The organism is Streptomyces sp. NPDC002623 (genome assembly GCF_053592635.1).
The window spans coordinates 144,744-162,777 of the sequence record NZ_JBSFWB010000015.1 but is presented as its reverse complement, the minus strand read 5'-3'; the positions used below and the strand labels follow the sequence as shown (position 1 = coordinate 162,777).

At 70.9% G+C, this 18,034-nt stretch carries 13 protein-coding genes and 1 pseudogene; 7 read left to right on the top strand and 7 right to left on the bottom strand.

Translation table 11 applies throughout. The annotated features are described in order from the left end of the window. The first annotated feature begins 109 nt into the window (after positions 1-109). Entirely contained in the window at positions 110-643 is a 534-nt protein-coding gene (locus tag ACWD4O_RS26680) for a hypothetical protein (RefSeq protein ID WP_451283500.1), read from the top strand. Positions 644-673: 30 nt separating this feature from the next. Here the strand turns inward: ACWD4O_RS26680 and clpB are convergent, their stop codons facing one another. Beyond that, a complete protein-coding gene (gene clpB / locus ACWD4O_RS26675) occupies positions 674-3,271 on the bottom strand; it encodes an ATP-dependent chaperone ClpB (RefSeq protein WP_451283499.1) in 2,598 nt (865 codons plus the stop codon). A 155-nt stretch (positions 3,272-3,426) separates the two neighbouring features. Here clpB and ACWD4O_RS26670 point away from each other — a divergent pair, with 155 nt between their 5' ends. Further along, a complete protein-coding gene (locus ACWD4O_RS26670; RefSeq protein WP_451283497.1) occupies positions 3,427-3,840 on the top strand; it encodes a pyridoxamine 5'-phosphate oxidase family protein in 414 nt (137 codons plus the stop codon). Between the two features lie 259 nt (positions 3,841-4,099). Here ACWD4O_RS26670 and ACWD4O_RS26665 read toward each other — a convergent pair whose 3' ends face one another. Further along, the gene (locus ACWD4O_RS26665) at positions 4,100-4,435 is read right to left on the bottom strand and encodes a Rieske (2Fe-2S) protein (RefSeq protein ID WP_093773992.1); all 336 of its coding nucleotides are present in this window, start codon (positions 4,433-4,435) and stop codon (positions 4,100-4,102) included. A gap of 531 nt (positions 4,436-4,966) precedes the next feature. On the opposite strand from ACWD4O_RS26665, the gene ACWD4O_RS26660 reads away from it, so the two are divergent. Together ACWD4O_RS26660 and ACWD4O_RS26655 are read left to right on the top strand one after the other, a co-directional pair. Continuing rightward, positions 4,967-5,815 (top strand): helix-turn-helix transcriptional regulator, encoded by an 849-nt coding sequence (locus ACWD4O_RS26660; protein ID WP_351919050.1) that lies wholly within the window; start codon positions 4,967-4,969, stop codon positions 5,813-5,815. Between the two features lie 59 nt (positions 5,816-5,874). Further along, positions 5,875-6,861 (top strand): annotated as a pseudogene (locus ACWD4O_RS26655) (helix-turn-helix transcriptional regulator); the annotation flags it as partial. On the opposite strand, the gene ACWD4O_RS26650 reads toward ACWD4O_RS26655, so the two are convergent. Beyond that, positions 6,830-8,023 (bottom strand): LuxR C-terminal-related transcriptional regulator, encoded by a 1,194-nt coding sequence (locus ACWD4O_RS26650; RefSeq protein WP_451283495.1) that lies wholly within the window; start codon positions 8,021-8,023, stop codon positions 6,830-6,832. The pseudogene ACWD4O_RS26655 and the gene ACWD4O_RS26650 sit on opposite strands and share 32 nt — an antisense overlap. Positions 8,024-8,497: 474 nt before the next feature. On the opposite strand from ACWD4O_RS26650, the gene ACWD4O_RS26645 reads away from it, so the two are divergent. The 3 genes from ACWD4O_RS26645 to ACWD4O_RS26635 are packed head-to-tail and all read left to right on the top strand — an operon-like array spanning position 8,498 to position 11,834. Next, entirely contained in the window at positions 8,498-10,042 is a 1,545-nt protein-coding gene (locus ACWD4O_RS26645) for a circularly permuted type 2 ATP-grasp protein (RefSeq protein ID WP_451283493.1), read from the top strand. Further along, positions 10,039-10,971, top strand: a complete 933-nt coding sequence (locus ACWD4O_RS26640; protein ID WP_351919046.1) for an alpha-E domain-containing protein — start codon at positions 10,039-10,041, stop codon at positions 10,969-10,971. The genes ACWD4O_RS26645 and ACWD4O_RS26640 overlap by 4 nt, the downstream gene beginning before the upstream one ends. Positions 10,972-10,976: 5 nt before the next feature. Beyond that, a complete protein-coding gene (locus ACWD4O_RS26635; protein ID WP_451283491.1) occupies positions 10,977-11,834 on the top strand; it encodes a transglutaminase family protein in 858 nt (285 codons plus the stop codon). 145 nt (positions 11,835-11,979) lie between these two features. Here ACWD4O_RS26635 and ACWD4O_RS26630 read toward each other — a convergent pair whose 3' ends face one another. The 4 genes from ACWD4O_RS26630 to ACWD4O_RS26615 all read right to left on the bottom strand — a co-directional run bounded on the left by ACWD4O_RS26630 (position 11,980) and on the right by ACWD4O_RS26615 (position 17,974). Then, a complete protein-coding gene (locus tag ACWD4O_RS26630) occupies positions 11,980-13,086 on the bottom strand; it encodes a sugar ABC transporter substrate-binding protein (protein WP_451283489.1) in 1,107 nt (368 codons plus the stop codon). A 274-nt stretch (positions 13,087-13,360) separates the two neighbouring features. Further along, positions 13,361-15,091 (bottom strand): type IV secretory system conjugative DNA transfer family protein, encoded by a 1,731-nt coding sequence (locus tag ACWD4O_RS26625; protein ID WP_451283487.1) that lies wholly within the window; start codon positions 15,089-15,091, stop codon positions 13,361-13,363. A gap of 93 nt (positions 15,092-15,184) precedes the next feature. Then, positions 15,185-17,293 carry a peptidoglycan DD-metalloendopeptidase family protein gene (locus tag ACWD4O_RS26620; RefSeq protein WP_451283485.1) on the bottom strand — a complete coding sequence of 703 codons (2,109 nt, stop codon included), beginning with the start codon at positions 17,291-17,293 and terminating at the stop codon, positions 15,185-15,187. A 6-nt stretch (positions 17,294-17,299) separates the two neighbouring features. Continuing rightward, on the bottom strand, positions 17,300-17,974 hold the full coding sequence (locus tag ACWD4O_RS26615) for a hypothetical protein (protein ID WP_451283483.1): 675 nt from the start codon (positions 17,972-17,974) through the stop codon (positions 17,300-17,302). Positions 17,975-18,034: the final 60 nt, after the last annotated feature.

The window sequence follows — 18,034 nt, the reverse complement described above, 5'->3', positions numbered from 1 at the left end:
TCCCCCATGCGGGGAGGGGGGTGGCAAGCCCGGCCGGGACCTGTCAGCCGTGAGCTGACATGATCCGGCCTGTTGCGCGAAGCTGCGGTGACAGGGGGAGGGGATTCACATGGCGAACGAGCGAAGCGGGGCCGGTGTGCCGCCGGCTTTGGAGCCGGTGCCGGAGCCGGTGCCGCGGGGGCGGACCAGGTGGGGCGTGGTGGCGGCGATCCTGGCCCTGCCGGTGCTGCTGGTGGCCGGCCTGGTGGTGCTGTTCGCGGTCTGGGTGCTGACCGACGACGAGGAGCTGGACGGGGCCCGGATCGAGAAGGTGCCCTGCGCCGAGGCGCTGGCGTTCGGCGGGGCGAAGCTGCCGACCGGTGCCAAGGACGCCGAGTGCACGAGGGAGTCCTGGCTGGACACGAACTACCAGGCGGACTTCCGGATGCCGCGCGCGGGCGTCGACGCCTGGCTGACGGACGCCTATCCGGAGGCCCCCGAGCCGGGCGGCCCGGGGACCGAGGCCTGCGCGCACGGCACGGACTACTGCTTCCAGCTCGACGTCACCGAGCACCCCGGGGCGGACGCGTACTACGTCAACGTGAACGTGACGTACGAGAACGCCGAGACCGCGCGGGTGCGGTACTCGGCGTTCACGACGTGACGTGACGGGACGGGGGCGGCGGCAGGGGCGCTACAGCGTCTTGCCGGTCGCCGGGCCCACGATCAGGCCCTCGCCGAAGGCGTCGACGCGGACCGTGTCGCCGTCCTTCACCTCGCCCGCCAGGATCTCCTTGGCCAGCCGGTCGCCGATGGCCGTCTGGACCAGGCGGCGCAGCGGTCGGGCGCCGTACGCCGGGTCGTTGCCCTCCTCGGCGAGCCAGGCCAGGGCCGCGTCGGTGACCTCCAGGGTGAGGCGGCGCTCGGCGAGCCGCTTGGCGAGGCGGTCGATCTGGAGGCGGGCGATCCGGCCGAGCTCCTCCTTGTTCAGGGCCGAGAAGACGACCAGGTCGTCGAGCCGGTTGAGGAACTCCGGCTTGAAGGACGCCCTCACCACCTCCAGGACCCGCTGCTTCTTCTCCGCCTCGGTGGGTACCGGGTCGACCAGGTACTGGCTGCCCAGGTTGGAGGTCAGCACCAGGATCGCGTTGCGGAAGTCGACCGTGCGGCCCTGGCCGTCGGTGAGCCGGACGTCGTCCAGGACCTGGAGCAGGACGTCGAAGACCTCCGGGTGCGCCTTCTCCACCTCGTCCAGCAGGACCACGGAGTACGGGCGCCTGCGGACCGCCTCGGTGAGCTGGCCGCCCTCCTCGTAGCCGACGTAGCCGGGGGGCGCGCCGACCAGGCGGGCGACGCTGTGCTTCTCGCCGTACTCCGACATGTCGATGCGGATCATGGCCCGCTCGTCGTCGAAGAGGAAGTCGGCGAGGGCCTTGGCCAGCTCGGTCTTGCCCACGCCCGTCGGGCCCAGGAAGAGGAAGGAGCCGGTGGGGCGGTCGGGGTCGGAGATGCCGGCGCGGGAGCGGCGCACGGCGTCCGAGACGGCCTGGACGGCCTCGCTCTGGCCGATCAGCCGGCGGCCCAGTTCGTCCTCCATGCGCAGCAGCTTCTGCGTCTCGCCCTCCAGCAGGCGGCCGGCCGGGATGCCGGTCCAGGAGGCGACGACGTCGGCGATGTCGTCGGAGCCGACCTCCTCCTTGACCATGGTGTCGCCGGCGGCCTCCTCCTCGGCCTCGGAGGCCTCCTCCAGGTCGCGTTCCACGGCCGGGATCTCGCCGTAGAGCAGCTTGCTGGCGGTGTCGAAGTCGCCGTCGCGCTGGGCGCGCTCGGCCTGGCCGCGCAGCTCGTCCAGCTTCTCCTTGAGCTCGCCGACCCGGTTGAGGGACTCCTTCTCCTTCTCCCAGCGGGCGTTGAGGCCGCGCAGCTCCTCCTCCTTGTCGGCGAGGTCGCGGCGCAGCTTCTCCAGACGCTCGCGGGAGGCGGCGTCGGTCTCCTTGCTGAGGGCCAGCTCCTCCATCTTCAGCCGGTCCACGGACCGCTGCAGCTCGTCGATCTCGACCGGGGACGAGTCGATCTCCATACGGAGGCGGGAGGCCGCCTCGTCGACGAGGTCGATGGCCTTGTCGGGCAGGAAGCGGGAGGTGATGTACCGGTCGGAGAGGGTCGCGGCGGCGACCAGGGCCGCGTCGGCGATCTGCACCTTGTGGTGGGCCTCGTAGCGGCCCTTCAGACCGCGCAGGATCGCGATGGAGTCCTCGACCGACGGCTCGGCCACCAGCACCTGCTGGAAGCGGCGCTCCAGCGCCGGGTCCTTCTCGATCCGCTCCCGGTACTCGTCGAGCGTGGTCGCGCCGACCATGCGCAGCTCGCCGCGCGCGAGCATCGGCTTGAGCATGTTGCCGGCGTCCATCGCGGAGTCGCCGCCGGCGCCCGCGCCGACGACCGTGTGCAGCTCGTCGATGAACGTGATGATCTGCCCGTCGGAGTCCTTGATCTCGGCGAGGACGGTCTTCAGCCGCTCCTCGAACTCGCCGCGGTACTTGGCGCCGGCGACCATCGCGCCCAGGTCGAGCGCGACGAGCCGCTTGTTCTTGAGGGACTCGGGCACATCGCCCTTGACGATCCGCTGCGCGAGCCCCTCGACGACGGCGGTCTTGCCGACGCCGGGCTCGCCGATCAGGACGGGGTTGTTCTTCGTACGGCGGGAGAGGACCTGGACGACCCGCCGGATCTCCTGGTCCCGCCCGATGACCGGGTCGAGCTTGCCCTCGCGGGCGGCTGCGGTGAAGTCGGTGCCGAACTTCTCCAGGGCCTTGTACTGCCCCTCGGGGTCGGCGCTGGTCACCCGGCGCGCGCCGCGGGCCTTCTGGAAGGCCTCCTGGAGCTTCCTGGCGGTGGCGCCCTGCTGGGTGAGCACCTCTCCGGCCGGTCCGCCCTTGGCGGCGATGCCGAGGAGCAGATGCTCGGTCGACAGGTACTCGTCCCCCAGCTCGCGGGCGCGGCTCTGCGCGTCGGCGACGACGGCCAGCAGCTCGCGGTTGGGCTGCGGGGGCGCGACGGTGGACCCGGTCACGCTGGGTAGCGAGCCGAGCACCTTCTCGGCCCCGGCGCGCACGGCGGCCTGGTCGGCGTCGACGGCGGCCAGAAGGTCGACGATGTTCTCGTTGTCCTGCCCCTGGAGCAGTGCGAGCAGCAGGTGGGCAGGGGTGAGGTCGGCGTGTCCCTGGGACACGGCTCTGCTGCTGGCCGCGTTGATCGCGTCCCGGCTCCGGTTGGTCAGCTCGGCGTCCACGTTCGCTGTTCTCCTCCTTGCGTCAGCGCTCTCCCGTACTACTTCAGTACTGACTCAGTCAGCGTACACAAAGTTGAGTCTATTCCGCTCAAGGTTCGCGAAGATCGTCGAGCGGCGCATGCGCCGGGCGTCCGCGAAGGACTAGGTTCCGAAGCATGGCCGTACATCCCCAGGATCCGGGCGCCCCGGACGATCCGTATCTCACCTTCTGGCGCGAACGACATCTGTGCACGCTGACCACACCACGCCCGGACGGCAGTCCGCACGTGGTTCCGGTCGGAGTGACGTACGACCCCGAGAGCCGCCTCGCCCGGGTCATCGCCCTCAAGACCAGCGCGAAGGTCGGCAACGTCCTGGCGGCGGGCCCGGCCGGCGCGCGGGTCGCGGTGTGCCAGGTGGACGGGAGGCGCTGGGCGACGCTGGAGGGCCGGGCACGCGTGCGTACGGAACCGGACCGGGTCGCTGACGCGGAGCGCCGGTACGCGCAGCGCTACGGGCGCACGCCGAGCCCCAACCCCGCGCGCGTGGTGATCGAGATCGAACTGACGCGGGCGATGGGACGCGGATGACGGGGCGGCGGGGCACGGGTGACGCGGGCGGCGGGGCGCGGGTGACACGGGCGCAGGGGCGCGGGCGACGCGGGCGCAGGGGCGCGGGCGAGAAGGGCGACGTGACCGGATCCGTCCCCGTCGATTTCCGGCCAAGGCTCAACCGGGCGCATAGCGGGAAATGTCCCCGGAAACTGCAGCGGCGTCACCGTGTTCAGGTCACGGTGACGCCGCTGCGGGGGGAAGTACCTGAGCGATCTGTTACGACGGGGGAATCGCGTCAGGCACTGCGGGGGGTGGCTGAGATGGTCTTCAGGGGCGGGACCTCGGGCTCGACGAGCCTGTGGTCCCGCTGGTCCAGGTTCACAAAGATCATTCCGTATCGAATGGCACACCGCACGGGCTGCGGCGCTCCCCGGGGCTTGCGCAGGCACCGGTAGGCCCGTACGTCCTCGTCCTCGTCGCGCGTCACGACCACCGGCTCGCCGAACACGGTCACCATCAACGAGTCACCACTGTGGGGGATGGCGGTGACCAGGTCGATGAAGTGCCAGCCGGAGCGGTAGGCGGTTGCCATTTCGCGGCGGAAGGAGCGGTCGTCGGGTGGCGTGGTCATGACTCGGCGGCCCACGTACTGTCGCCTTCGCCCGCGGGAGCGACCCAGGTGCTGTCGCCGAGGGCGTCGGACGCCGTCACGACCCACGTGCTGTCCGTGGGAGTGGACCACGTGCTGTCGAGCGCCGAGACGGTCCCGGTGCCCGGGCTCCACGTACTGTCTCGCGCCGTGTCACCCGTCGTCCCCGTCAGGCCGCTCAGCGCCGCGAAGGCCAGGGCGGCGGAGAAGGCGGCGGCAAGCGCCGAGCGAAGCATTCTCTTATGCATAGTCGGCTTCGTCCTCATTTGAAGGTCACCTCTCCCCCGTCGACTACGACGATGGCCCATTCGGGCACGTCATGGCCACACAATCGATGCATCATGTTCCTGCACGTTCAGGACCCTGGGGGGTGGAGATTTGACGAAAAATGAGACAAAGCAGACACATCCTCATGCGTCGACTGAGCTGTGCGAGGAAGGTCGCCGTCTCTATGGGAACGCTCTTCGGACGGGACGCATCGCCCGTGCGGACGTGGAGCCTGCTCCGTGTTTGATGGAGTTCGCCCTGCTTCATGCCGACCCGGACGACGCGAACTGGCTGCGCCCGGTGCCCCCGTCGATCGCGCTTTCCCAACTGCTCAACCCGATCGAACGCGAGATAACCCAGCGCAGACGGCTGTCGGTGGAGCTCGCCGACGCTTTCGAGCCGTTCATGACCCTCAGCGCCCAGCCGACGCCGACGACCCACTCGATCACGGTGCTGGAGGGCATCGACCGGATCAACGCGGCGCTCGATCTGGCCACGTCCCAGTGCCAGACCGAGATGCTCACCGTCCAGCCGAGCCGCCGCCGCCTGGAGCACACCCTCGCCCAAGGGCTCGAACGCGACCGGCCGCTGATCGAACGCGGCTGCCGCATCCGGACCCTCTACCAGCACACGGCCCGCTACAGCCCCGAGACCATCGCCTACGTCTCCCAGTTCACCGACGGCAAGGTGGAGTACCGCACCATCGACGAACTCGTGGAGCGGCTGATCATCTGCGACGAGACCGTGGCCTTCATCCCCACCCGCGACGACGGCCAGGTCGCCCTCGAACTCCGGCACCCGGGGCTCGTCCGCTACCTCATCAAGGTCTTCGAGTTCATGTGGGGCCGCGCGGTCCCGCTCGCCACCGGCGCCCCCTACGAGACCGCGCCCGACGGCATCACGGACATCCAGCACTCCATCGCCAAGCTCCTCGTCGAGGGGCACGTCGACGAGGCGATAGCCCGCCGGCTCGGCATGAACGTACGCACCTGCAGAGCCCACATCGCCAAACTCGCCACCGCCCTGGGCAGTGGCAGCCGCGCGCAACTCGGCTTCCTGATAGCCCAGTCGGGGATTCTCAAACAGGAGCCCTGAGCGCGGCCTTCCGCACGTCCTCGAAGATCCGCACATCGCGAAGGGGAGGGAGAACCGCAGTGAACGCGCCGCCGCACCCCCACCACGGCGTGGAGAACCTCTGCGCCGCGGGCACGAGACTCTATGAGCAGGCCCTGCGCTTCGGCCGCGTCAAGACCGAGGAGGCCGAGGCGACGGCCCCGTGCCTGCTCGCCCTGGGCCTCGTGCACCCGGCCGTGGACGACGCGGCCCAGCTCGAACCCGTCGCCCCGGCCCTCGCCCTGCACCGGCTGCTGCGCGCCTCGGGCACCCGCATCGCCGAGGAACGGCGGCGCGAGGAGCAGCTGACGACGCTGTTCGAACCCCTCATGCGGATCACCGGCGGCCGCACCGCCCCCACGGACCCCGCCTCCCTGCGGCTCCTCAGCGGCACCGACCGGATCAACGAGGCCATCACCGAGGCGACGGCCGAGGCGACGAGCGAAGTCCTCTGCGTCCAGCCCCACGTCCACTACAGCGGGCCGCGCGGCGAGACGGCCCAGGGCGTCGCCATGGCCCGCGACCAGGCCCTGCTCGACCGGGGCTGCCGCATCCGCACCCTCTACCAGCACACCCAGCGCCATATGCCGCTCGTCCTGGCCCGCTACGAGCAGCTCCGGGGCGACGCGGAGGCCCGCACCCTGGACGAGGTCACCGACCGCCTCATCGTCATCGACGGCGCGGTCGCCTTCATCCCCGCCGGCGAGGACGGCCGGCTCGCCCTGGAGGTGCGCCACCCCGCCCTGCTGACCTACTTCACGACCACCTTCGACCGGCTCTGGCGGCTGGCCACGCCGATGTACCCGCAGGCGGTCCAGCGGCTCTCCAGGGACGGCGTCACGCCCCGCCAGCAGGCCATCGCCGCCCTGCTCGTCGAGGGCTGCACCGATGCCGTCATCGCCGACCGCCTCGGCATGAACATCCGCACCGCGCGCGTGCACATCGCCAAACTCGCCACCACCCTCGGCAGCGAGAGCCGCGCCCAGCTCGGCTACCTCATCGGGCAGTCGGGGATCCTTGACCGGGAACAGCACCAGGGACAGCACCAGGAGCAGCGCCGGGCGCGGGGTCAGGAGCCTGAGCAGGGGCCAGGTCCGGGTCCGGGGCCAGGTCCGGGTCCGGGGCCAGGTCCGGGTCCGGGGCCGGAGCCGGCACGCTGACGGGCGCGGCCGCCGGGTCCGCCGTCTGCGTCTGCGTCTGCGCCTCCCCCGACGGGCGGTCGAGGCCGACCTGGGCTATCCGCACCCCCAGCTGGGTCCGGCTGGCCGCGCCCAGGGTCTCCGAGAGACGGGCGATGTGCGCGCGGCAGGTGCGGACGCTGATGCCCAGGCGCTCGGCGATCACCGCGTCCTGGTGGCCCTCCGCCAGCAGGGCGGCGATGGACTGCTCGCGGTGCGAGATGCCCTCGATCCGGGTGTCGGGGAGCGGCGCGGTGAGCGGGACCGCCAGCCGCCACAGCCGTTCGAAGACCGTCACCAGGTAGGAGATCAGGGCCGGGTGGCGCAGCTCCAGGGCCATCGTGCGGTCGGCGTTCGCCGGGATGAAGGCGACCGTGCGGTCGAAGAGGATCAGCCGGTCGATGACCTCGTCCAGGGTGCGGGCCTCCACCGCGTCGCCCATCAGCTCCAGATAGTTGAGCAGCCCCTGGCCGTGCCGGGCGACATGGTTGTAGAGGTCCCGCATGCGCACGCCCCGGCCGCGCAGCTCGAGCGCGCGGTGCAGGCCCTCCGACAGCTCGTGCTCGCGCCGGATGCCGCCGGGCTGCACGGTGAGGACCTCGGTCGTACACGCCTCGGTCGCCGCGTCCAGGGCGGCCTGGATGCGGGAGGGGCCGTCCAGGACCCGGATCGCCGCGCCCTCACCGGCCGTCGCGGCCCGTGTCGGACCGCCCAGTCCCGCGTACCACTCGAAGGCGGCGACCGCCGAGCCCATCCGCCGCTGGCTCGCGCTCACCTCTTCGTAGAGGCCGCGCAGCAGCCGGGTCATGACCTCCTGCGGGGAGGTCGGCACCAGCCAGTCCATGTCGTCGGGGTCAGGGTGCAGCAGCGCCAGTTCCAGCAGGCACGGGACCGGCTCGGCGTCGGTCCGCGCCACCCGACCGCGCCGCACGGCCCGGGAATACACGCGATCCCCGGCCTCGCACAGTCGGTCGGCACCGTGTGGATGGTCCTCCGTCCCGTGCCCGGCCATCGTCCATCCCACCCCCGCCGTACGCCTGTTCCGGAGCGCAACTATGCGCGGCCGAGAGCGGCTCCGCAACACGGCTCCTCCGGCCAACGTCGAAGAAAACCACCCGTCTGGGTGAGTTTCTACCGGCCTCCTCCCCTCGCACTGCAACAAGCTGACGGTGGTGCAGGGTGTGGACGGCGGTGCATCGTTGAGTCCGGGGCTTTCCCCCGGGTGCTCCCCACTCGGGGGGGAAGCAGAACCAACCCGGCCGGACCACGGGGGAGTCCGGCCGGGCCAGGGGTTTCTCCGGCACATCCCGTGCACCGTCCCGCCTCGTGCGCCGTCCCGCGCCCACCCCGTGCACCGTCCCGCCCCGGCCGCGCAGCCGCACCGGGCCCACGCACCCGCACCCCCTCCGCCCCCCCTCGCACACGCGTGCACTTCCGGAAATGCCCGAGTGATCGCCGTGTTACCTGCCGCACTTACCGTCGGGCCATGGCGGACATATTTGACGCGTACGCGTTGGCCGACGCGTGGGACGAGATGTTCGAGCGGCCGGGTGAGGTCAGGACCGCCTACGAGCCGGTGCTGGCGGCACTTCAGCCGATCGAACCAGGTGAACTGCGCTTCAGGGCCGACCAGATGGCCCGCGCCTTCACCGACCGTGGCGTGACCTACGCCTTCGCGGGCGAGGAGCGGCCCTGGCCGCTGGACCTCGTGCCCAGGATCCTCGACGCACTGGAATGGGATTTCATACAACGGGGCGTCGGTCAGCGGGTCAGGGCCCTGGAGGCCTACCTCGCCGACGCCTACGGGCCCTGCCGCGCCTTCGAGGACGGGGTCGTCCCCTGGCGGCTGCTGCTGGGCTCCCCGCACTTCCACCGCGCGGCCCACGGGGTCGAACCGCCCGGCGGGGTGCGCATCCACGTCGCCGGCATCGACCTCGTCCGGGACGAGGCCGGGGACTTCCGGGTGCTGGAGGACAACGTGCGGGTGCCCAGCGGGGTGTCGTACGTCATCGAGAACAGACGGGCCATGACCCGGGTGTTCCCCTCCCTCTTCGACGGACAGCACGTCGTCCCGGTGGACGGCTACCCGGCGCGGCTGCTGGCCGCCCTGCGCGCCGCCGCACCCGAGGGGACCGCCGACCCCCGGGTCGTGGTCCTCACCCCCGGCCCCAGCAACGCCGCGTACTTCGAGCACGCCCTGCTGGCCCGGCTGATGGGCGTGCAGCTGGTCGAGGGGCACGACCTCGTGTGCCGCAACCACCGGGTGTGGATGCGGACCACCAAGGGCGAGGTGCCGGTCCATGTCGTCTACCGGCGGCTCGACGACGACTTCCTCGATCCGCTCCACTTCCGGCCCGACTCGGTGATCGGCTGCCCGGGGATCATGACCGCGGCCGTGGCCGGAAAGGTCACCCTCGCCAACGCCGTCGGCAACGGCATCGCCGACGACAAGCTCCTCTACACGTATGTCCCGGACCTGATCCGGTACTACCTCGGCGAAGAACCGATTCTCCCCAACGTCGAGTCGTACCGCCCGGACGAGCCCGGACAACTCGACGCCGTCCTCGACCAGCTGGACCGGCTGGTCATCAAGCCCGTGGACGGCGCGGGCGGACAGGGCATCGTGATCGGCCCGAAGGCCGACGCCAGGACCCTGGAGAAGACGCGCAAGGCCGTCGCCGCCGACCCGCGCGGCTTCATCGCCCAGCGGCCCGTCGCCCTGTCCACCTCGCCCACCCTCTCCGGCGAACGCATGGCGCCGCGCCACATCGACCTGCGGCCGTTCGCCGTGAACGACGGCAACGAGGTCTGGGTGCTGCCCGGCGGACTGACGCGCGTGGCGCTCCAGGAGGGCAACCTGATCGTCAACTCCAGCCAGGGCGGCGGCTCCAAGGACACCTGGGTGCTCGCCGAGGGCCCGGTCGAGGGCCCGTCCCGCACCGCCGACGACGGCCCGCTGCCGTCCGTCGTCCCCCGCCAGCTCGGCCCCGACCAGAACCCCGTCGGAGCACAGGAAGGGGCGCAGCAGTGAACGACGTGATCCTCTCCCGCATCGCCGAGGCGCTGACCTGGACCGGCCGCTACGTCGAACGGGCCGACGCCACCGCGCGCATCCTCGACGCCTACCTCCACCGCATGCTGGAGGACCCCTGGCGCGACGAGGACGTGGCCTGCCGGTCGCTGTACGCGATCCTCGGCGTCGACGCGGGCGGCCCCGCCGTGGACATGCAGCAGGTCCTCGACCAGCTCGCCTTCGACGCCCGCTCCACCTGTTCCATCGAGGGCGCGCTCGGCGCGGCCCGGCTCAACGCCCGCAGCGCCCGGGAGGCCGTCTCCTCCGCGATGTGGGAGTGCCTCAACGCCACCTGGCACGCCCTCGCCGACCAGCGGCGCGCGGCCCGCCGTACCGGCCCCTACGGCTATCTGGAGCTCGTGCGCAGCCGCGCGGCCCTGTTCTTCGGTCTCGCCGACTCCACGATGAGCCGCGACGACAGCTGGCGGTTCGTCGTGCTGGGCCGCAGCCTGGAGCGGGTGGACATGACCGTACGGCTGCTGTCGGTGCGGGTGCTGGACGCCGCGCACGCGCCCGACTGGCCGACCCTGCTGAGCGCGTCCGGCGCCGACGAGGCGTACGCGCGCGTGTACGGCGGCTTCGGCGACACTCCGCGGGTGGCCGAATTCCTCCTCCTGGACCGGGACTTCCCGCGCTCCGCCCTGCACGCCCTGACGACGGCCGAGGAGTGCCTGACCGCGCTCGGCCGGCCCCGCCACGACCCGGCGCGCCGTCCCATCGGCCGGCTGCGCACCCGTCTCGAATACCTCGACTCGCACGCCCTGGAAGAACAACTCCCCTTGCTGCTCCGTGATCTGCAGACGGCCTGCATGGCCTCGGCGGAGGCGGTCGCGGAGCGGTTCTTCCCGTACCAGGGGCCCGTCGTATGGGCCCAGGAAGGAGCGTGAGCACGATGACCACCGCGGCTGCCACCCGCCGGCTGCGCATCCGGCACACGACCCGTGTCGCCTACGCGCAGGCCGCCGTCCTCTCGCACAACGAGGTCCGGATGACCCCGCTCACCCTGCCGGGCCAGACGACGCTGGACTCCCGGGTGACCATCCGCCCGGCGGCCTCCACCTGGTCGTACTGGGACTACTGGGGAACCCAGGTCACGGCCTTCGAGCTGATGGACCCGCACGCGGACCTCACCATCACGGCGTCCAGCCTGGTGGAGACGGCCCCGCCGGACGCCCTGCCGCCGGCCCCCGCCTGGGCCGAGATCGCCGAACGCGTCGCCGACTCCCGCCTGTTGGAGTTCGCGGGCCCCACGGTCCGTACGACGGTCCCGCCGAAGCTGGTGAAGAAGGCGCGGAAGGCGGCCGCGGGCCTGGATCCGCACGGGACGGCCGTGGCCGTGTCCGCGCTGGTCGCCGACCGGGTGACCTATCTCCCGGGCGCCACCGGCGTGAACACCTCGGCCGCCGAGGCCTGGGAGCAGGGCGCCGGCGTCTGCCAGGACATCGCCCACCTCACGATCGCCCTGCTGCGCGGCCTGGGCCTGCCCACGCGCTACGTCTCCGGGTATCTCCACCCCGAGCGCGACGCGGAGCTGCACCGCCCGGTGGCCGGGCAGAGCCACGCCTGGGTCGAGTACTGGGCGGGCGACTGGCACGGCTACGACCCCACGAACCGGACCCGGGCCGACGAGTCCCACGTCGTGGTCGGCCGGGGCCGCGACTACGACGACGTCACACCGCACAAGGGGATCTACCGGGGGGTCGCCGGCGGACCGCCGGAGGTGACCGTGGAGTTCACCCGGGTGGCCTGACCGGGGGCCCGCACGGACCGGCTGACGCGAAGCCGGTGCCGCAGAGAAGCCGGTGAGGCAGAGGAGCCGGTGACGCAAATAAGCCGGTGACGCAAAAGCCCCGCCCGGCGCCGTACGCGCCGGGCGGGGTCCGCATCGGTTTCGACTACTTCAGGTCCATGGCGTCGCAGAGGGCCTTGTACTTGGCGGTGCAGATGTCGGCGACGGTGTAGATGCCGTCGGCGACGACGGTCTGCTTGATGTTCTTCTTCGTCAGCGCGACGACGGGCACCAGCTTGGCCGGAATGTCCTTGTTCGTCGGGCTGTCGACCCGGTCCCGGGTGAGGGCGTCGAACTGGATGTTGCGGCCCTGGACCCTGGCGACGGCCGCCTCGGCGGCGGCCTCGGCCTCGCCCGGGTACGGCTTGTAGACGCTCATGTACTGCTCGCCGCTGATGATCCGCTGCACGGCCGGCAGCTCCGCGTCCTGACCGGTGATCGGGGGCAGGTCGCTGTCGCTGACGCCCGCCGCCTTCAGGGCCTTGATGATGCCGCCGGCCATGGCGTCGTTGGCGGAGTAGACGCCGTCGATGTTGTCCTTGCCGATCGCGTCGATCGCCTTCGTCATGCTGGCCTGGGCGATCTCCGGGCTCCACTTGTCGGTGTCGTACGTCTTCGCGATCGTGACCCGGCCGTTGAGCTCGTTGAGCGCGCCCTCCTTGAACTGCCCGGCGTTCGGGTCGGTGGGCGAGCCGTTCACCATGACGATCTTGTCGCTGAGCTGGGCGTTGCCGATGGCCTCGACCAGGGTGCGGCCCTGCACCTCGCCGACCAGCTCGTTGTCGAAGGAGACGTACGCGTCGATCGGGCCCTCGGCGAGACGGTCGTAGGCGATGACCGGAATGTTCGCTTCTTTGGCCTTCTTCACCATGGGGGCGATTTTGTGCGAGTCGACGGCGTCCAGCAGGATGACGTCGACCTTCTTGTCGATCATCTGCTGCATCTGGTTGCTCTGCGTCTTGTCGGACGCGGCGGCGTTCGCGTACTCCGTCTTGCCCTTGTTCTGCGTGAGCTCGGCGACCTTCTTCTTGATGATGGGGTAGTCGAACTCCACGTACCGGGTGTTCGTCTCCTCCGGCATCAGGACGCCCACGGTGATGTCGTTGCTCCGGGTCGGTGTCGCACTGCCGGCGCTCTCCGAAGCACCCAGCCCGCACCCGGCGAGCGAGACGGACATCGTGGAGGCGACCACAGCTATGGCGATACGACGCATTCGGGGGCTCACTTCAGGTGCGTTCGGGGCGGTGCGGACATGGGTGCGACATGGTGACCCACGTGTCTGAAAGACAACGCGGCGCTCACCGCCGGCGTCAAGCAAAACCACTTAACGAAGTAGCAACATCACACTCCGCTTAGCGGGCGTGGGATGCGTGAAGACCGGGCGGAGACGGCGCGGAGGCGACGCACAGACACTGAAAAGACCGTACAGCCAATGCGCGAGGGGCCCGAAGGCGACTGCCTCCGGGCCCCTCTCCGTTCGACGGGTCTCAACGCGCCCCGGGGTCGTACTTCTTCAGCGAGGCCTGGACCTCGGCCGCGTACGCGCCCTCCCACCACGGGACCGTCTCGACCAGCACCGGCTTGGTGCCGGAGGCGAGGACGAGGGCCCGGCCGGGGGGCATCGCGCCGAGGTCGGAGACCTGGAGCACCCGCTCGCGGCGCGTGGACTCGCTGATCGCGCGGTTGCCGGACCAGCCGCCGAACTCCGACTCACGGCTCGTCTGGTACTCGCGCAGCTCGAACTCACCGGCCAGTTCGCTCAGGTCGCCCAGGAAGCGGGTGTCGGAGACGCCGCCGCCGTAGACGCGGACGTTCGCCGCGGACCACAGCTTCTCCATGCCGCGCTCGCCCCACACCTCGATGCCCTGCGCCCAGGACTGCAGGATCGTCATCAGGATGATGCCGCGCGAACCGTAGTGGGAGTACAGGTCGGGAAGGTTGCGCCAGCGGCACACGTTGGCCGCCTCGTCGAGCACACCGACCAGCGGCAGCGGCAGCCGTCCGCCGCGCTGCGTGGTGGCGAACTCCTCGGCGGCCTCGACGACGGCGACGGTGAGCGCGGTCACCAGCGGCCCGGCGGAGTCGCGCCCTTCCCGGCTCAGGGAGTACAGGGTGCCACCGCCGCGGACGAACTCATGCGGGTCGAACTCGCCCGCGTACTCGTCGGCGGGCGGCGTCACCCACCGGTTGACCTCGGGGTTGACCAGGCAGGACGCCATCTGCTGGGCGACGCCGTAGATGCCGCTGCGCTGCTTGTCGGGGGCGTTGATCACACCGGCCAGACCGTCCGCGGACATGGCGTGCCCGGCGCCGCGCAGGATCCGCTCCGGGGCGTCGTCCTTGGGGTTGGAGAGCCAGGTGTAGATCTGCGTGATGGGCGCCTTGGCGCAGGCGGCGGCGAGCAGCAGATTGGCGAGCAGGTCCTGGCCGGCCGGGTCGAAGAAGGCGTCGGTGGAGGCGCTCGCGTCCCGCGAACCGCTGGCGAAGTGATCGGCCATCTTGCGGGCCTTGGCGACGTCGGTGACGTACGACAGCGGGTTCCACCACCAGGTCGGCTCCTCCTGGGCGACCTGCTGCGGGTCGAACACCCACACCGGCCCGCGCGCGGTCCGCGGCCCCCGGGTGGCGTCCACGATGTCCCGCTTGTTGGAGGTGACGAGGACGGCGCCGGGCCCGTCGAGGATGGCCGGAATGGCACGCCGGGTCGTCTTGCCGGTCCGCGGCCCCCAGATGTCCACATGCATGTCCTCGTACGACCCGTACAGCGGCTGGCGCCCCTTGACGGACCGTCCGATGAACACGCCGGGCGTGGCGGACTGCACCCCGAGCCGCTCGGCGGTGGCGGCGGCGCCCTTCATCGTCAGCTTGCCGAGCTCCTCGCCCTTCGCGAGGTGCTTGGCGGCGCCGTCCACCTTGGGCTTGTTCCTGAACCGCTCGCGCACCCGGTAGGCGGCCAGGCCGAGCAGCCCGACGACCACCGCCTCCCCGGCCGCGACGGCACTGGCCGGCGAACCGGGCCAGCTGTAGTCGCCCTTGACCACCTCGACGAGGAACGTCAACGGATTCGACGCCGGCGCGGGCTTGTCGGCATACCCGGCCCCGACCTTCGCGGCGAGCCAGGCACCGGCGCCGACGAGGAGCACGACCGCGACGGCGATGACGATCTCAAAGGTCCAGTCGTCCTCGGCGCGGGGCTTCTTCTGCTGTTCTGCGGTCACCCGCGGGTCCGTCCTTTCTGGACTGTATGGACTGTCTGGATTCCATGGACTGGCTGGACTCTTTGGACGGTCGGGGGGGCTTGGCGGCCTCGGTCAGGCGCCCTTCGCCTTGCCCGTGCCGTCGCCCTCGACCGCGTTCGTGCCCTGGGGGATCGGGACGCGGTAGACGCCGGTGATCTCGTCCTGGTAGTCCCACTTGCTGAACTCGACCGACTTGCCCGGACGCGGCGCATGGATGATCTTGTGGCCCTTGGGGTCCCAGACCAGGCCGACGTGGCCCGAGTGGTTGCCCTCCGGCCGGAAGAAGATGACGTCGCCGGGCTGGGCCTCGGACAGCGGCACCTCGTACTTCTTGAGGTAGGGCTCCTGGGTGTACGTCGTCGTGCCGATGTTGATCTTCCCGTCGCTGGCCATGTAATAGGCCCACTGCGTGAAGCTGGAGCAGTCGAAGCTCGTCGGGTTCTCGCCCTGCAGCCGGGGCGCGCCGAACACGTACGGGGTGCCGATGCCTCGCTGCGCCCAGCCGAGGACCGCGCGGATCACGGGGTCGTCGGAGTCGGGGAGAACACCGGAGGCGCCGGCGCCGTCCGGGGCGACGGCCGCGCTGCCGTTCTCCTCCGCGCAGTCGGCGTACTGGGCGTCCTTGCCCTGGTCGTCGGAGTCCGCGGAGCCCGGGACCGTGCCGTAGTCGGGGTTGGCGGTGATCCGGCCCTTCATCCACTCCTGGGGGTCGACCATGCCGGGGCCCGCGTCCTGGCCGCCGACGAACGGGTTGTCGACACCCGGGACCCGCACCTCCCAGTGCAGGTGGGGTCCGGTGACATTGCCGGTCGCGCCGACCGTGCCGATCTGCTGACCGCGCTTGACCGTCTGGCCGACGGACACCTTGATGGTGGTCTGGTGCGCGTAGAGCGTGATGACGCCGTCCGCGTGCTGGATCTCGGTCATGTTGCCGTACGAGCCACCGGGGCCCGCGTGGACGATCTTGCCGTCGGCCGGTGCGTAGATCGGAGTGCCGGAGGTCGCCACGAGGTCGAGGCCGGTGTGGTAGCCGAGGCTCCACATGCTGCCGTTCTCGTGGTACCTGGTGCCGAGCGTGTAGGTGCCTTCCTTCAGCGGCCACTGCCACCCGGCCCCACCGGTGGGCTGCTTGGCGGCCGGGAAGGCGACCGTGGTGACGCCGGTCGACAGGAGGGTGTTCGCCGTGTACGCGGCCGGCTCCATGGCCGTGGTGGTCGTCTCCTCATCGCCGCCGTCCAGCGGCGGGGTGGACCACGAGCGGGGCGAGGTCGCAGCGATGCTGAGCGCCGAGCCGGGTTCGGCATTGTTGCCGACCGGCTCCGGAATGTCCGACTGCTGCCCGAGCGTGGGGAAGTCGGGGTTCTTGTCGACAGTCGCCTTCAGATGGGCGTACCAGCGCTTGATCAGGTCCTGATCGCCCGTGAGCACGCCGTGGTAGCGGGTGGCCTGGGTGATGACGACCCGCGGGTAGATCGTGTTGGACGCCGTGGAACCGGAATAGATCTGCAGCGCCTTGAAGGCCTGGGTCTCGGCCTTCTTGGCGTGCAGGAAGTTGGCAGCGGCCCAGGCCGCGTCGTCGATGTTGTAGAGGTCCTTCTTGCCGTCGCCGTTGCCGTCGGCGCCGTAGTCCGTCCAGGCGGGCGTGCCGAACTGCAGGATGCCCATGTAGCCGAGGGAGTTCTTGCCGCCGGGCGCGGCCGACTTGTCCTGGCCGTACTTGGTCTCCTGGTACATCTGCCCGGCTATGAGCGCCCAGTCGAGGCCCTCGTAGCGAGCGGCGGCGCGCATCGCGGCGAGGATCATCTTCGGCGGTATCTCGTTGCGCGCCGTCTCGCTCGGCATGTACATCTTGCCGGCCGGCAGGATCGGGTTGGTGGCTGCGGCGTCACCGGTGTTGCCGGCGTCGGCGTTGTCGGCGTAGTCGCCGCAGGCAGCCGCGACGGCGCCGTTTCCGGTCCCGCCGATCATGCCCATGAGGACGACGATCGCCAGGGACATGCCGCCGAAGGTCAGCAGCCCTCCGCTGCCGCCGAGGATGAGCCAGAGCTTGAGGTTGCTCTTGTCCTTGCCCTTGCCCTCTCCCTGACCGCCTCCCCCCGACGCGGCCTGTCGGGCCTTCTTGGCGGTCTTGGCGATCTTCGCGGCCTTCTGCGCGGCCGCGAGTACGGCGGGTGCCACCATGCCGGCTCACTCCCCCGATTCGTCAGAGGCGCCCACGTCGCCGAGGCCGAAGATGTCGAAGCCGGAGACGACCCACGCGCCGCTCTCCTCCTTGACGGTCACCAGCCACTCGTTGGACTCCGTGGTGGTCTTGCCGTTCGCGGTCAGGGCGGCGGTCACGTCCACGACGCTGGAGATCGAACGACCGCTGTCCCGCACCAGGTCGTCCGAGATCATCGCGTCCCGTACGACGGTCGCCGTGCCCTTCGACGAGCACCGGTCGGCCTCGCACTGGGCCCACGCCTTGTCGGTGGGCAGGGTGGTCGCCTGCTCCATCTGCGTCTCGCCGGTGGTCAGTCGCAGCAGCGGGGCGCTCCAGGTCGCCGGCTTGCTGGTGTGGTCGTAGGTGCTGAGGCCGGCCATGTACTTCGCCATGACCTCGTGCGCCTGCGCCACCTCGTCGAGCGCGACGATGGGAGTGGCAGCGCCGCTCGGCGCCTGCGTGTCGTCCGATCCCTGGTCCGCGTTCGCGGCGTCCTGCCCGCCGGGCGTCGCGGCGGGAGTCGCCGAACCGCCGTCGCTGCTCCCGTCCCCGTCGTCCCCGTCGAAGACGGTGAACACCGTGAGCACGGCGACCAGAAGAACTCCGAGCACCGCCAGGGCGAGCAGCCCCGAGCGCTTGCCCTCCGCAGGCAATTCCACGTTCCCGCGCCTCCCTTGTGCTGAGCCGGTACGGCGGGTGACCGGGACACGGTAGGTGGC

Excerpts from the sequence above, each read along its gene's own strand:
- ACWD4O_RS26645 (WP_451283493.1), top strand. The coding sequence starts at position 8,498 with ATGGCGGACATATTTGACGCGTACGCGTTGGCCGACGCGTGGGACGAG.
- ACWD4O_RS26670 (WP_451283497.1), top strand. The coding sequence starts at position 3,427 with ATGGCCGTACATCCCCAGGATCCGGGCGCCCCGGACGATCCGTATCTC.
- ACWD4O_RS26620 (WP_451283485.1), bottom strand. The coding sequence starts at position 17,293 with ATGGTGGCACCCGCCGTACTCGCGGCCGCGCAGAAGGCCGCGAAGATC.
- ACWD4O_RS26650 (WP_451283495.1), bottom strand. The coding sequence starts at position 8,023 with ATGGCCGGGCACGGGACGGAGGACCATCCACACGGTGCCGACCGACTG.
- ACWD4O_RS26680 (WP_451283500.1), top strand. The coding sequence starts at position 110 with ATGGCGAACGAGCGAAGCGGGGCCGGTGTGCCGCCGGCTTTGGAGCCG.
- ACWD4O_RS26630 (WP_451283489.1), bottom strand. The coding sequence starts at position 13,086 with ATGCGTCGTATCGCCATAGCTGTGGTCGCCTCCACGATGTCCGTCTCG.
- ACWD4O_RS26665 (WP_093773992.1), bottom strand. The coding sequence starts at position 4,435 with ATGACCACGCCACCCGACGACCGCTCCTTCCGCCGCGAAATGGCAACC.
- ACWD4O_RS26660 (WP_351919050.1), top strand. The coding sequence starts at position 4,967 with ATGGAGTTCGCCCTGCTTCATGCCGACCCGGACGACGCGAACTGGCTG.
- ACWD4O_RS26635 (WP_451283491.1), top strand. The coding sequence starts at position 10,977 with ATGACCACCGCGGCTGCCACCCGCCGGCTGCGCATCCGGCACACGACC.